The organism is Prevotella communis (genome assembly GCF_022024175.1).
GTDB lineage: Bacteria > Bacteroidota > Bacteroidia > Bacteroidales > Bacteroidaceae > Prevotella > Prevotella communis.
Genome location: NZ_CP091794.1, coordinates 2222936 through 2237100, shown reverse-complemented (window position 1 = coordinate 2237100; position 14165 = coordinate 2222936). Strand labels below are relative to the sequence as shown.

Genomic DNA, 14165 nt, shown 5'->3' with positions numbered 1-14165 from the left:
ATATTCATTCATCAAGCGACTAATTTATACATTTGATATAGCTTATGGAACTTAGGATTGGCATCAATAACCGCAGAAAGCAGTTCACTGGCATCGGCAGAGATCATCTCTGCGATTTCCAGGATGGTGTCCAATATAAGTTCCCATATCCTGTCCGAAGCGGACAGCTCGAGAGTGTTGCCAGTGGTATCACGGAAGAGCGCCCCGACGGTTTCGTAGGCTTCAAACCGCTTCACCGTGCAAAGTATGTTGTACTGCATCATGATCAGCGTAAAGCTGGCAATCTGTGCAGAGAAGTGTACGCTCTGACATCTGCCGAAGTCGAGCAGTTGCTTCTGGTCGTGATAAGCCACCTCGGTAGTCCAGCGGATAGCGTACGTCCTGTATGCTTTGAGAAAACTAAGCGAGAGGTCCGTAGTGAGCAATCCATTCCAAAGCCCATTCCTGCCTCGTTTCGAGAAGAACAAACGCACGGTGGTACCTGCAAACTTCACATCGATGGTGCAGTAGGTACATCTGAGTGTCCTGTTATGTTTGGTGAGGCCCTGCTTCTGGAGCTTCTTGATAATCTGCTTAGCAGTCAAATCACCCCACTGGGTGTGGTATTTGGTTTTTCCAATCTTTATCATACCAATCAAATGACACTTGATGTGGCGGCTGGTAATCAGGCGAACGAAGTCTGCACTGGTAAACCAACTGTCAACCAGCAGATAGTCGAAACGTATTCCACGCTTGATAGCGTACTTCACCATCTCGATTGCCTTGTCAGTCTTCTTCATGGTGTATTCTTTTATGCGCTCCTCAACACATTGCCCCGTATAGTCGGCAGAGAAACGCTCACTGCGTTGCTTGTCCGTCAACCCTTGCTTCTTGTCAGGATTACAGCCTTCTTCACCATGAAGCGAGAAATCGAGAAACAATTGGCTCATGCCATCGCACAGAAGCAGCGTCAGACATTTGTAGCCGAGGATGCTCTTATGTTGGATATGAGAGAAAACCTTGCCGATAAGTTCACTCTTGCGACCACTCTTTGGAGCGTCTGTGTCATCGATAATCAGGCAGACAGGCTTGTCATGCTCAGCCTCGGTGCTACGGCTGATCTTACGCAGCAGCTGGAGGTTCATCGCATACAGCAGTTTGCGCCACTTGATATCACCATCATTCATAAAACGATAGAACATGTCCTTCTCACAACAGAACAAGCGGCTTAATGAAGAGCCAGAGTACCGGTATGCATTCCTGACGACGAAGAAAGGGAACAGCATCAAAAGATTAAGGACCTGCACGTTCGTGAACTTGCAGTTCTCTTTCTTCTCTGTCCCTATCTGCTCCGGACGTATGTTTATGCACTCCATCACTCTCATAATCGCATTAATTGCACGGTTATTCTCATTTTCTGAGAAAAAGCTTCTCAAATCTGAAATAATTGTTGTACCTTTGCTCACGGCTTCTAAGTTTGAACTTTATTGTTTGGCGACTATAAAGTTACTCATTTTCAGTGAGTTGAGCAAACTTCGAAGCCATTTTTATTCCTATTTTATGTTAAATTATGCAGGTGCGCCATCACTTGCGAAACTTTAGTTAATTGATAAAATATTGATGATTTATTTGTTTTAGTTTTATTCTGCGTGCAAAAATACGAAAAAACGAGAGAACCACAAAGAATTCTCTCGTTTTTTTACTATTAATATATGTAGTTTTATTTCACTACGAACTTTCGTCCTTCTATTACGTAGATACCTGGCTTCAAGCCCTCTGTTGATGTGGCTGACTTTCGAACCAAGCGACCGCGTAAATCGTAGATGTTGCCAATCTGAGATTTAACATCGGCTAATTGAGGCTTGATGTCTGTAGCAATCGATTTCACGAAGAGTAATCCTTCGCTGATGCGGCTGTCGTCCCATTCAATGCCGTTGGTGCCCTCGATCGTGGGCGTGCCAACAAACTTCGTCACATTGCTCCACAGGCGGATGCTGTCGCCTACAGCCAATGTGTTGCTTGAAACGGGTTCAATACGAATGGTGCCGTTGATAGTCAGAGTACCAATGTTCTGCAGGGCTGTACAGCCATTCGCGCTAGCTGTGGCACATTTGTTGGTGCCTACGATATATACTGCCGACTGGTTGAGCGTGACATTCTTTCCTCCGAAGAAGAGGGAGCCTGAGAATGCTCCGCTATAGCTTCCTGGACGTAATGTACCATTCACCTCAACTGAAGCATTCTCCAGTTGCTTGCTGGTAGAGTTTGCACCAGAGAAGGTTGCACCTTGCGCTACAGTGAGTTTTCCTGTACCCAGTTTTCCTGTAGCTGCAAGACATAACTCACCTTCTTTGATGGTCGTAGCACCGGTATTGGTATTGGCTCCTGACCAGGTAATCTTACCTGTTCCCAACTTAACAAGGTTTGAATTGGAGGTGACTTTCACAGAACAGCCCCAGTTGGCGTCATTTCCAACCTGCCATGTGTTGGCACCTACGCTGGTGCCATTACTGAATGTGCAACCACCGCCAAGGGCACCACTACCAGTCAGCTTACCGATACGGAAGGTCTTGCCACTGTTCTGTACCTCTACGTTGGAACCAATGTTCATTGTACCTTTTGGCATACCACTACTTGTGTTAAGTGTGAAGCGCAGTACGCTGGGATCATCGAGACTAGAGGTGGCCACCAATGTGCCTTCAAAGTTAGAGAAGTCGCACTGTACTGGGGTGCGGGTAGCATAGTAGTTCGTACCTTTCTCTGTTACACAATAAGCTGTCAGCGTGCCAGTTCCTGTGATTTTGTTTGAATAGGTTGAGCGGTTTGCCATGTACCAGTATCCCTGTTTACCCTGAGGTACGTTGATGGTGTAGCTGGTGCTGGTATTCTCACGTAGTGTACCGCCTTGGAATTCAACGGTCTTGGCAGGTGTGCTGGAATTAATACACTGTACAGTACCTGCTGCGATGACAAGTGTGTTAAGTCCGGTGTTATTAACATTCAGTTTCATCCATCCGGTACCTTTCTTCGTGAGTTTTGTGCCAGTCATGGCACGGTCCACGATAAAGTCGGCTGAGTTATTGATGATACCACCTGTCTCGCTCTCAAACTTGATGGTAGAACCATTAGTCACTGCAGCTGTAGTACGCAGTTCTCCACCATTTTCGATAACAAACTTGCTTGCGCTGGTAGTTACTGCACCAAGATTACCTTTTGCTTGCGTAGAGTTTGCCAATGATGTGACGATGACTGCACCGCCTGATATACGGTTACCTCCCGTGTAAGCGTTTTCTGTTTTGATGGTCAACAAACCTTTTCCGCTCTTGTTGAGCATGGAGTTACCTGTGATGGAACCTGTACCCTGTATGGTATAAGCCTTGGTATTCTCTACGAATATCGTGTCAGTTTCCAGTTCGCTGTTGATGGTTACATTAAACTGTGTGGCATCGTCGCCGAAGAATACGTCATCACCAGTAACGAAGGTTGACTTCTCTTCACCTTTTAGGAAGTTTGTTGTATTGTCAAGATCCCAGACAGTGCTTTCTGAACCAGTCCAATTGATGGTTGTTGCACTGCGCATACCTTCTATAATAATATAGAGACTTTCGTTCTCCGTGGTGAGGGTTGCCTTTTTGTTGGAAGGAACTCCTTCGATGCGGATGTTATTGATGCTTCCTTTTATTTCGGTTGCTTTGCCGATGAGGTATTTGCCTGGTTCAATGTCACCTTCACCATGATAGGCAATTTCAATCACAGGGGTCAGATAGTCTGGACCATTCTGCCAGTTCTTTGTTTCAATATAAAAATACTTTGTGTTGATTTGGTCGGCTGAGAAATCTTCGTAGAGATCATAGATGACGCGTGATCCAAAGCCCAACAGCAAGCTGTCGGTCGTGATTGTACCGCGATTGTCTGCGCGACCAGGGCGCAGGATAGAAGCATAATCCATCTTGATAGAACGGAACTGACCTCCATCGCTATTGAGTTCTGCAAAGCGGTTGAGCCAGAGAGGGGAATTCTTCATTGTGCCGTCGAAATTCAGTACACCAGCCCATATGTTCGTCTCTCCTGTATGTGACATGTCAACCTTGGGCAACTCCAAAATGCCGTCACCCTGTTTTACCAGACGTCCATTACCACTGATACCGCTTCCGCTTACAGTGCATGTATAGGTCACATAGTTAATCTTTGTGTCCTTGGTAGTACACTCGCTAGCTGCCGAACCTCGTACCCATGTAGGTACGTTGAATGTCAGGATTTCAGGTTGGGCACCCTCCTCAATGGTGACATTGCTATTTGTCGTTTCGCATACCATGACGTGCTGTCCGTTCAGACTGCTTCCGATGGTACCGTTGTTCATTACCTCCACGCGTCCTGTCGTAGTCAATGGTGGTGGCGCCATGGTGATTCCCTCCAGTTCGCCAAGGAAATAACTTGGACGTGGTGGCTGGTTATATCCGCACATCTGCCATACCATGGCGTTGCGATACTGATGGTCGTACCAAAGTGAAGGGATACGCCACTTGGTCGTTGTTGGGGTAGAGTATATGCGAATATTGTTATTGGCTGTACGCATAATAACTTCTTCGCGCCAGTCACCTAAGATGTCACCTTGGAAACATGGTGTGCCTTTGGTGTCATTGTTGGTCATAGAACCGTCCATGGTGTAGATGGGGCTCCAGGAACCATATTTTGCTATGCAACCTGCGGTGTTCTTGCCATTGACATAGTTAAAGGTTTCTTCAAGTAGGTCACCATCCCAGTAGATACGCATATTCTGATTGACTCCAGCCTCTGTAATGCCAGAAACGGTCTTGCATGTAACAAGACTGATGGGACCTATATCTGTAGGTGTACCCATAGAGCCGGGGAAAGCGTTGCTGAAATTGCCAGCCATACAGCGTCCTACATCACTGCCGGCGATGTAGCGATAGTATACCTTTGACGTGGTGGCATCACGATAGTTTGTACCTGGATTGTCTTCCATGCAGGCGAATACTTCATGACCATGACGGTAGGGGTCTAGGTCTCCAACTTGTTCTGCGTCACCGTGTCCGAAGCCTGTCGTTGATAGCCCCTTACCATTATCATCGATGACCATAGAGCCAAAGACAATCTCATCACGACCGTCCCAGTCCACATCGGCCACACAGTAGTTATGATAACCCTGTCCTTTCCAAGGGCCACCTGCGTTACAGTCCCAACGCCAGCGTTGTGTGAGTTGGTGGGTTGTGGGATTCACATCATAGGCAATCATCTTATGACGGGTGTAGATACCTCGAGCCAAGAAAATGCTGGGTTTCTTTCCGTCAAAATAGGGCGCACCGAAGAAATGCTTCGAACTGCGATGCTGCCATCCTGAATGGCCCCATTCGGTTGCAAGGTCAGCACCGGGTGTCTCACGGAGTTTCAAGGGGTAGGGCATTTCTTGGTATTTGGCACCTGTCTCACCATTAAAATATAGTAGGTATTCTCCGTCGGTGCAGATAAACCAGTTGACGCCACCACCATTGGCTCCACGCACGTTGGAATTGGCATCACCCACGGTATAGGTGCTGCCATCTTTCATATGCATGGTCAGACCGTCAGTAGCACGCATGATGCACTCTGCTTTACCATCACCATCCCAGTCGTATGCCATGATGTTTTGTTCGTTATTCTGGAAGTCAGCCATGTTTGGTCCACAGTTGATCCACCATAAGCGGGTTCCGTCAAGTTTGAAGCACTCAAAGATGGTATATTCTTTCGTGTCAACACCATCAATCTTTGGTCCATACTTGGGGTAGGACTGTTCCATCTCACTCAGATTGTCGAACTTCATGATGATTTCCAGTTCTCCATCACCATCGACATCAGCACAGGTGGCATCGTTGGGAACAAGTGTGCTCTTGATGCCCTCGTGATTGAGCTGAATCTCAGTGTAGCTGGTAGTCCAGTTTTTAGCCACTTTGCTCACATTCTTCACAACACCATTTACCACGGCAGCAACAGTATATTTACTGTTGATGGTACCTTCTGTGTCGGTGTAGTTTGATACGGAAAGGGGCTTGTCGTTGATAGGCTGACCGTCACGATACACAATGTAGGATACATCGTAGTATTCGTCAGCCTGAATACGCCAGTTGAGATACATACCGCGTGCGGTTTTCATAGCGATAAGGCCGCGATCCAACTGGTCTGTTCTACGCTGAGCTGTCATGCTTGCTGTCGCGAGCACTAGCGCTGTCATTGTAAGAAGAAATCGTCTCATTGATTATATTTTATAGTTTTCAGTTAGCTTTTTTGACGCTGCAAAGTTACGAAGAAAAAACTAAAAGTGTGTCAATTATACATTATTTAATATTTTGTCCTTGACTTTTTATGCTGTATTCTTTCAAAAAGTTACTGAAAATTGTGTTATTCTTACTTTTTGAAAAGTTTTATTCGTAAATTATTTGCAATTTAATATTTAATTGTTATCTTTGCACCCAAAATTTTAATAACAACATGAGTCAAGTCATTAAACCTGTAGACTATCAGCGTCTGCTCGACATGCGTCAGACAGAGCAGGGCATTAAATTGATTAAGGAGTTCTTTCAGCAGAATCTCTCCACGGAATTGCGTCTTCGTCGTGTAACAGCCCCCTTGTTTGTGTTGCAGGGCTTAGGTATTAACGATGACCTGAATGGTGTGGAGCGTGCGGTTACTTTCCCCATCAAGGATTTGGGTGATGCTCGTGCAGAAGTGGTACACTCGTTGGCTAAGTGGAAGCGCCTGACACTTGCAGAATACGAGGTGGAGCCTGGTTATGGTATCTATACAGATATGAATGCCATCCGTGCTGATGAGGAGTTGGATAATCTCCACTCACTGTATGTTGACCAATGGGACTGGGAGGCAGTTATCCGTCGTGAAGATCGTACGCTTGCCTTCCTGAAGAATATTGTGGAGCGCATCTATGCTGCTATTCGTCGTACGGAATATTTGGTGTGCGAGAGCTACCCTCAGATAAAACCCTTCCTGCCAGAGACGATACATTTTGTTCATGCGGAAGAACTGCTGCAGATGTATCCCGATAAGACGCCCAAAGAACGTGAGGATGCTATCTGTAAGAAGTGTGGTGCCGTGTTTGTAATTGGCATTGGCGGAAAACTGGCGAATGGAGAGAAACATGATGGACGTGCTCCAGACTATGATGACTGGTCGACAGTGGCAGAGGACGGACGTAAGGGCCTGAATGGTGATATCCTTATCTGGTATCCTGTGCTAGGGCGTTCTTTCGAACTTTCGTCAATGGGTATCCGTGTAGACAAAGAGTCACTCTTGCGTCAGCTTGAGATTGAAGGTCAGCAGCAGCGTGAGAAACTCTATTTCCATCAGCAGCTGTTGAATGATAAACTGCCTTTGAGTATCGGTGGTGGTATTGGTCAGAGTCGTCTTTGCATGGTGTTGCTTCATAAAGCCCATATCGGTGAGATTCAGGCCTCTATCTGGCCCGATGAAATGCGGAAAGAGTGCAAGGATTTGGGTATGCCGCTGATTTAAGGATAAAGGGTAATGTGAAAAGTGAAAAATTTGCTTCTGCAAATATAATAATTTTGAAGCGGTGCAAATTTTTCACTTTTCATTTTCCACTTTTGGCTTTTTTTGTTAACTTTGCAAGCGCAAACTAACAAAAAATATGGAATATATTGTTTCGGCACGAAAATACAGACCGATGTCGTTTGATACGGTGGTTGGGCAGTTGGCTCTGACCACTACGCTAAAAAATGCCGTGAAGAGCGGCAAACTGGCTCATGCCTACTTGTTTTGCGGACCACGAGGCGTCGGTAAAACAACATGCGCGCGAATCTTTGCGAAGGCTATCAATTGTCAGAATCCGACGGCAGATGGAGAGGCATGTAACGAGTGTGAGAGTTGTCAGTCGTTTAATGAGCAGCGCTCACTGAATATCTTTGAGCTCGATGCTGCTTCAAACAATTCGGTAGAACATATCAAGACGTTGATGGAACAGACTCGTATTCCTCCGCAGGTGGGAAAATACAAGGTCTTTATCATTGACGAGGTCCACATGTTGTCGACAGCGGCTTTTAATGCTTTCCTGAAGACATTGGAGGAACCCCCTGCACATGTCATCTTTATTCTGGCTACTACAGAGAAGCATAAGATTCTGCCCACCATCCTGAGTCGTTGTCAGATATACGACTTTGAGCGTATGACGGTGCAGAATACCATCGATCACTTGAAACACGTGGCAGAAAAAGAGGGCATCCAGTATGAGGATGCGGCGTTGGCGGTTATTGCAGAGAAGGCCGATGGTGGTATGCGAGATGCACTGAGTATCTTTGACCAGGCAGCATCGTTCTGTCAGGGTAATATCACTTATCAGAAGGTGATAGAAGATCTCAATGTGTTGGATTCGGACAACTATTTCCGTATGGTAGATTTGGCCATACAGAATAAAGTGAGCGATATCATGGTGCTACTCAATAGCATCATCAGTAATGGCTTCGATGGCGGCTTGCTCATTCAGGGCTTGGCTAAGCATGTGCGTAATGTGCTGATGGCGAAGGACCCCCAGACATTGCCTTTGCTGGAAGTGAGTGATCAGGCTAAGAAACGCTATACGGAACAGGCACAGCATGCTGATACGCGTTTCCTCTATGGTGCTCTGAAATTGATGAATCAGTGTGATATCAACTACCGTCAGTCGGGTAATAAACGCTTGCTGGTGGAATTGACACTGATAGAAATTGCCCAGTTGACACAGCCCGAGGAGGGGCCGGCAAATGGGCGTCAGCCCAGAAGATTGAAATCCCTGTTTAAGCAACTGATTCAGCAGGCACAGCCCAAACCGAAGGCGGCTCCACAGGTGGCCGTGGCTGCGCCACAGAGTCAGAGTAAAGCTGTTGAACCTGTTCAAACTGGTTCTGTAAGTAATACGCCCCAGACTCCTCCTCCATCTGCTCCCTCGACTCCCAGGCCAACTCTGAAAACCGGGAGTATCGGTATCACATGGAATAATCTGCGCGGTTCAGGAAGAAAATTGAAGATCCAGCTTCCGTCAGACGTTGCTGCTTCAAATGGACAATCAACTGAGCAGGCAAATTTCTCGTTGGATGAATTACAGTTGCAGTGGGTAGCTATGTGCAACAGAATGCCTGAACGGCTTAGTGGTATTGCGGCCAGAATGAAGAATATGAATCCTGTCATTCGTCGTATGCCAGAGGTGGAGGTGGTAGTGCCAAATGAGATTATCAAAGATGAGATGGAACAGATCAGAGGCAGTATTGTGAATACGCTGAAGATCTATCTCAGAAATAATAAGATTACGCTGTCTCTTTCTGTGGCTGACCAAACCGAACGGGAGGTGGTACTGTCCAGACGACAGCAGTTTGACCTGATGACAAGCAAGAACCCAGCTATTGAGCGACTGCGTAAGGAGTTTGGCTTGGAGTTGGTTTAAGAAAGTGATGAGTTTTAATTTGCAACTGCAATAAGATGAAGAAAATAAAGGAAACAATCAAGGCTTTTCTGGCAATACCGTTTGTGAAATATGGTGTTGTGTTGGTTATTGGTGTCGTACTGATTGGTTTCGTAGGCTCCAATAGTATCTGGGGGCACTTTCGTAACAAAATGAGAATCAGTGAACTGAAAGACGAGATTGAACACTATGAAGGAGAGTATCGTCGTGACCAGACCCAGATTCATCAGTTGCAGAGTAATACAAAAGCAATGGAAAAAGTGGCTCGTGAGCGCTTCTTTATGAAGACTGACGAAGAGGATATCTTTGTTTTGAGCGACGACCAGCGCGAGTTCCAACAAAATAATTCAAAGGATGAAACAATTGAATAAATGGCAGAACGCCATCTTTATGGTGAGTGCTCTGTTGATGGTAGTAGGTGCCGGTGCTGGTATCTTCAGATGGTATTATTTTCCCTATGTCTATGCTGTCGGTGCAATAGGCTATGCAAGTATGCAGATGTTGCAGCGTTATGAAGGACGTGATTTCACGATTCGCCGCTTGCGTCGTGTGATGTTGTTCAGTGATGTACTGCTTTTGCTGACTGCGGTGTTCATGTTTGCGTCTCAGGATAATTCCTTGGGGCTGGATAGGATTATTTACCTGCAATATGTGAATAATAACTGGGTCGTTGTGTTGCTGGTGGCGGCTGTCTTGCAGCTCTATACTACCTATAGAATCAGTAGTGAACTGGAAAAAGAGGCAAAAAAACTATAAAAGATTGCGCAATTGTTTTAAATTGCGCAAATTTTTTTCTCTAGTTCAATAATAGGTTGTACATTTGCAAAATATAAGCAGATGGATAAAATGAAGAACCTTTCATATCTTTTTTTACTCATGGCTCTGATGGTTTCATGCTCAGAGTCTTATGTGATACAAGGTACGTCATCAGTCTCAAGGCTGGATGGCAGTAAACTCTATTTGAAGGTGGTTAAGGACAAGAAATTGTCAAATCTTGATTCCTGCGAGGTGGTGCATGGAAAGTTCCATTTCTCGGGTGTCCTTGATACCGTTCAGGTAGCTTCTTTATTTATGGATGACCAGAGTTTGATGCCCTTGGTAGTAGAGAAAGGTGATATCAGTATAACCATTGATAATGGACAGCAGAAAGTGAGTGGTTCTCCACTTAATGATTTGCTTTATGACTTCTTGGATCAGCATACCCAGTTGCAGAATCAGATGGTAGAACTTGACCATCGTTACAGTCAGATGCTGCTTGATGGTGTTGATGAGGATGAGATAGAACGCATCCTTAATGCTGAGGCTGCTGTCATCGCCCAGAAAGAGGATAGCCTGGTTTCAGGTTTTGTTGAAGAGAACTTTGATAACGTACTGGCTCCCTTTGTGTTTGTGCAAATGGCAACGTCAGTTCCTCAGGTGGAACATATCATGAGCAAGGCACCGGATGCGTTCAAGAACCATCCCTTGGTTGCTGAGTTTTATAAGAGTGTGACAGAGAGTGAGATGATTGAGAAACCAGAGCCTCGTGAGGCTACGCTCCCCTCTGAAATTGACGATGCAACGATACAAGATATCCTGAATGGTAATGAGAACGCTAATTAAAGGAGGACGTATCGTCAACGAAGGACGTACCTTCGAAGGCGCCATTGTTATTGAAAACGAACAAATCGTAGACGTCATTGACGGTAAGGATATTCCTCAGGAATCATCATTTACTTCTGTCGTCGATGCCAAAGGTTGTTATGTCCTGCCTGGTATCATTGATACACATGTTCATTTCCGTGAGCCTGGCATGACCGAGAAGGCTGATATCGAGAGTGAGAGTCGTGCAGCTGCTGCAGGTGGCGTTACCTCCTATTTTGAGATGCCTAATACTGTTCCGCAGACCACCACGATAGAAGCCCTTGAAGATAAGTTCCAGCGTGCAGCCAAGAGCAGTCACGTGAATTATACCTTCTTCTTTGGTGCAACAAACGATAATGTAGACTTATTTAGTAAGCTCGATGTACATCGTATTCCAGGTATCAAACTCTTCATGGGTAGCAGCACAGGCAATATGTTGGTGGATCGTGATGAGGCGTTGAATCGTATCTTTGCCTCTGCGAAATTACCTATCATGGCACACTGTGAAGATACCACGATTATCAATCGTAACATGGAGGAGGCTAAGAAAGCCTGGGGCGATGATCCTCAGGTGTCTTTGCATGCCCTGATTCGTAGTGAGGAAGCCTGTCTGGCATCAACTACCAAGGCAGTAGAATTAGCTAAGAAGCATCATGCCCGTTTGCATGTAGCCCATATCTCCACAGCTGATGAGTTGGAACTGATACCTCCTTTTACTAAACAGGGGAAAATGGCTTCAATCACCGCTGAAGCTACGGTCGGTCACCTTTATTTCACGATGCTTGACCATGAACGTTTGGGATCACGTATCAAGGTAAATCCAGCTATCAAGAGTCCTGTAGATCAGTTCATGCTGCGTGAGTCATTGAATGATGGACGTATTTTCACCATTGCCACTGATCATGCACCTCATCTGTTGTCACAGAAACAGGGAGGATGTGCCAAGGCTGCCAGTGGTATGCCGATGGTACAGTTCTCATTGCCAACCATGCTGGAACTTGTTGACCAGAAAGTGCTGTCCATTGAGCGGATGGTGCAACTCATGGCGCATAATCCCGCTACGTTGTTTGAAGTTCGTCATCGTGGCTTTATCCGTAAAGGCTATCAGGCCGACCTCGTCATTGTACGTCCAAAGTCATCATGGGCAGTGACGCCAGAGGTGATTGAAAGCAAATGTGGCTGGAGTCCTATGGAGGGGCACACCTTCAACTGGCGCGTGGAGCAAACATTCTGTAATGGTCATTCAGTATATCATCATGGTGTCGTAGATCGAGATTATATTGGTCAGCCACTTGCGTTCCGATGAAACTTATCTACGATATCAGAGACCTTGTGCCCTATATCAACTGGGCTTACTTCTATTTTGCCTGGCAGGTGAAAGACGAAGTAAACCAGCAACGTGTGAGAAGGGAGGCTGAGGACTTTCTGAAAGCGTACGACGGGAAATATCAGGCTTACGCGCTTTTTGATATCGTTGATGCTCATTCCGATAATGATGATATTGTTATTGACAGTACAGGCAAACGATTGCCAATGCTACGTCAGCAGCAAGCAGAAAGTGAATTTCTTTGTCTTGCTGATTTTCTCTTACCTCACCAATCATCTGAATCCCTGCATCCATCATCCAGAATTGGTTTGTTTGCTACCTCTGTAGACAAAGGTATGGAGACTGATTTTGACCATGATCCCTACTTGAAGATGATGGCACAGCTTTTGGCAGACCGTTTGGCAGAGGCTGCAGCAGAGCGGATGCATGAGGAGGTACGCAAACACTATTGGGGATATGCGCCTGACGAGAGTCTCTCTATCCATGAGATGCAACTGGAGCATTTCCAGGGTATCCGTCCAGCTGTGGGGTATCCCTCCTTGCCAGATGCCAGCATGAATTTCCTTCTTGACGACTTACTTGACATGAAGCAGATTGGTATCTCTCTGACTGAGAGTGGTGCTATGCGACCTCATGCCAGTGTCTCTGGTCTGATGATATCCCATCCCAAGTCACATTATTTCTCTATTGGTAAGATAGGTGAAGATCAGTTGGCCGACTATGCCCGTCGTCGTCAGATGCCAGTAGAAACAATACGTAAATTCCTTTCCGCAAATATATGAACGAGACACATATCACATTACTTCAGCCTGATACCTATATTTATATAGGGTGGGGTATCATGTTTTTCCTTTCCTTGGTAGCAGGTGTCACATGCTATTTCACCAAACGTCGTTGGTTGAAATGGACATCTATCTTACCATTATGTCTGCTTTGGCTCATATTCCTCTATGGTGCTTACGTGGGTGTCAGTCAGTTTGAGGTCAAGCATGTGGACTTGTCATTCGAGGATCTCCCAGAGGCTTTTGACGGCTATACCATTGTGCAGTTCAGTGACGTACATACAGGTACGCTCACCGGCAAGAGGATGGATTTGCTGAAAACAGCTGTCGACAGTATCAATGCCCAGAATGCAGATATGGTGGTCTTTACTGGTGACTTGCAGAATAAGGTGCCCAGCGAGATAGAGCCCTGTAGGACGCTCCTGTCAAGTATCAAGGCTAAGGATGGTGTCTATTCTGTCTTGGGCAATCATGACTATACGACGTATGATGATGGAGATGCCTTGGAGCAATATACCAATTCTGGGCTCCGTGAAGGACTTGATGAGGAATTAGGGTGGACCCCACTGAATAATGCACGTTGCTTTATTCATCGTGGCGATCAGCGTCTTGTCATTGCAGGTATGGAAAATGATGGCGATGGCGTACGCTTTCCGCAGAAAGGCGATTTGTCGTCAGCACTTTATCGTGTCAAACGGCAGGATTTCGTTGTTCTTTTGGAACATGATCCTTCTGCATGGCGTCGCAAGATTCTGCCTCATAGTCATGTGCAACTGACATTGAGTGGCCATACCCACGGCGGACAGTTCTCGCTATTTGGCTTGTCTCCAGCCTTCTTGAAATACAAGGAGTATAGCGGACTCTATACCGTTGCTAATCGTTGCCTTTATGTCTCCAATGGCCTCAGTGGTGTTGTCCCATTCCGTGTGGGCGTGCCCGGTGAGATAACGGTTATCACCCTTCATAAGAAATAAAAAATAAATATATTATC

Annotated in this window: 10 protein-coding genes; 8 read left to right on the top strand and 2 right to left on the bottom strand. The window is 45.9% G+C overall.

All coding sequences use genetic code 11. The features are described from left to right. Positions 1–11 precede the first annotated feature (11 nt). Together L6466_RS09210 and L6466_RS09205 are read right to left on the bottom strand one after the other, a co-directional pair. Entirely contained in the window at positions 12–1445 is a 1434-nt protein-coding gene (locus L6466_RS09210; protein WP_431356493.1) for an IS4 family transposase, read from the bottom strand. A gap of 254 nt (positions 1446–1699) precedes the next feature. Next, positions 1700–6229, bottom strand: coding sequence for a rhamnogalacturonan lyase family protein (locus L6466_RS09205; RefSeq protein WP_237803104.1), 4530 nt, complete (start codon positions 6227–6229; stop codon positions 1700–1702). Positions 6230–6465: 236 nt separating this feature from the next. Here L6466_RS09205 and asnA point away from each other — a divergent pair, with 236 nt between their 5' ends. The 8 genes from asnA (at position 6466) to L6466_RS09165 (ending at position 14148) form a co-directional block, all read left to right on the top strand. Further along, the gene (asnA, locus tag L6466_RS09200) at positions 6466–7503 is read left to right on the top strand and encodes an aspartate--ammonia ligase (protein ID WP_237803105.1); all 1038 of its coding nucleotides are present in this window, start codon (positions 6466–6468) and stop codon (positions 7501–7503) included. A 136-nt stretch (positions 7504–7639) separates the two neighbouring features. Next, complete coding sequence (locus L6466_RS09195; protein ID WP_237803106.1) at positions 7640–9424, top strand: DNA polymerase III subunit gamma/tau; 1785 nt, start codon at positions 7640–7642, stop codon at positions 9422–9424. A gap of 35 nt (positions 9425–9459) precedes the next feature. Then, on the top strand, positions 9460–9813 hold the full coding sequence (locus L6466_RS09190) for a septum formation initiator family protein (protein ID WP_237803107.1): 354 nt from the start codon (positions 9460–9462) through the stop codon (positions 9811–9813). Then, positions 9797–10198, top strand: coding sequence for a hypothetical protein (locus L6466_RS09185; RefSeq protein ID WP_091815525.1), 402 nt, complete (start codon positions 9797–9799; stop codon positions 10196–10198). Before L6466_RS09190 ends, L6466_RS09185 begins: the two co-directional genes overlap by 17 nt. A gap of 81 nt (positions 10199–10279) precedes the next feature. Next, positions 10280–11044 carry a DUF4369 domain-containing protein gene (locus L6466_RS09180; RefSeq protein WP_237803108.1) on the top strand — a complete coding sequence of 255 codons (765 nt, stop codon included), beginning with the start codon at positions 10280–10282 and terminating at the stop codon, positions 11042–11044. Continuing rightward, positions 11028–12371 (top strand): dihydroorotase, encoded by a 1344-nt coding sequence (locus L6466_RS09175; RefSeq protein ID WP_237803109.1) that lies wholly within the window; start codon positions 11028–11030, stop codon positions 12369–12371. The genes L6466_RS09180 and L6466_RS09175 overlap by 17 nt, the downstream gene beginning before the upstream one ends. Beyond that, on the top strand, positions 12368–13174 hold the full coding sequence (locus tag L6466_RS09170; protein WP_237803110.1) for a vitamin B12 dependent-methionine synthase activation domain-containing protein: 807 nt from the start codon (positions 12368–12370) through the stop codon (positions 13172–13174). Before L6466_RS09175 ends, L6466_RS09170 begins: the two co-directional genes overlap by 4 nt. Next, the gene (locus L6466_RS09165) at positions 13171–14148 is read left to right on the top strand and encodes a metallophosphoesterase (protein WP_237803111.1); all 978 of its coding nucleotides are present in this window, start codon (positions 13171–13173) and stop codon (positions 14146–14148) included. Before L6466_RS09170 ends, L6466_RS09165 begins: the two co-directional genes overlap by 4 nt. Positions 14149–14165 lie beyond the last annotated feature (17 nt).

Bases quoted from the DNA above. Each gene is read 5' to 3' on its own strand.
- L6466_RS09205 (WP_237803104.1), bottom strand. From the start codon at position 6,229: ATGAGACGATTTCTTCTTACAATGACAGCGCTAGTGCTCGCGACAGCA.
- asnA (WP_237803105.1), top strand. From the start codon at position 6,466: ATGAGTCAAGTCATTAAACCTGTAGACTATCAGCGTCTGCTCGACATG.
- L6466_RS09195 (WP_237803106.1), top strand. From the start codon at position 7,640: ATGGAATATATTGTTTCGGCACGAAAATACAGACCGATGTCGTTTGAT.
- L6466_RS09190 (WP_237803107.1), top strand. From the start codon at position 9,460: ATGAAGAAAATAAAGGAAACAATCAAGGCTTTTCTGGCAATACCGTTT.
- L6466_RS09185 (WP_091815525.1), top strand. From the start codon at position 9,797: ATGAAACAATTGAATAAATGGCAGAACGCCATCTTTATGGTGAGTGCT.
- L6466_RS09180 (WP_237803108.1), top strand. From the start codon at position 10,280: ATGGATAAAATGAAGAACCTTTCATATCTTTTTTTACTCATGGCTCTG.
- L6466_RS09175 (WP_237803109.1), top strand. From the start codon at position 11,028: ATGAGAACGCTAATTAAAGGAGGACGTATCGTCAACGAAGGACGTACC.
- L6466_RS09170 (WP_237803110.1), top strand. From the start codon at position 12,368: ATGAAACTTATCTACGATATCAGAGACCTTGTGCCCTATATCAACTGG.
- L6466_RS09165 (WP_237803111.1), top strand. From the start codon at position 13,171: ATGAACGAGACACATATCACATTACTTCAGCCTGATACCTATATTTAT.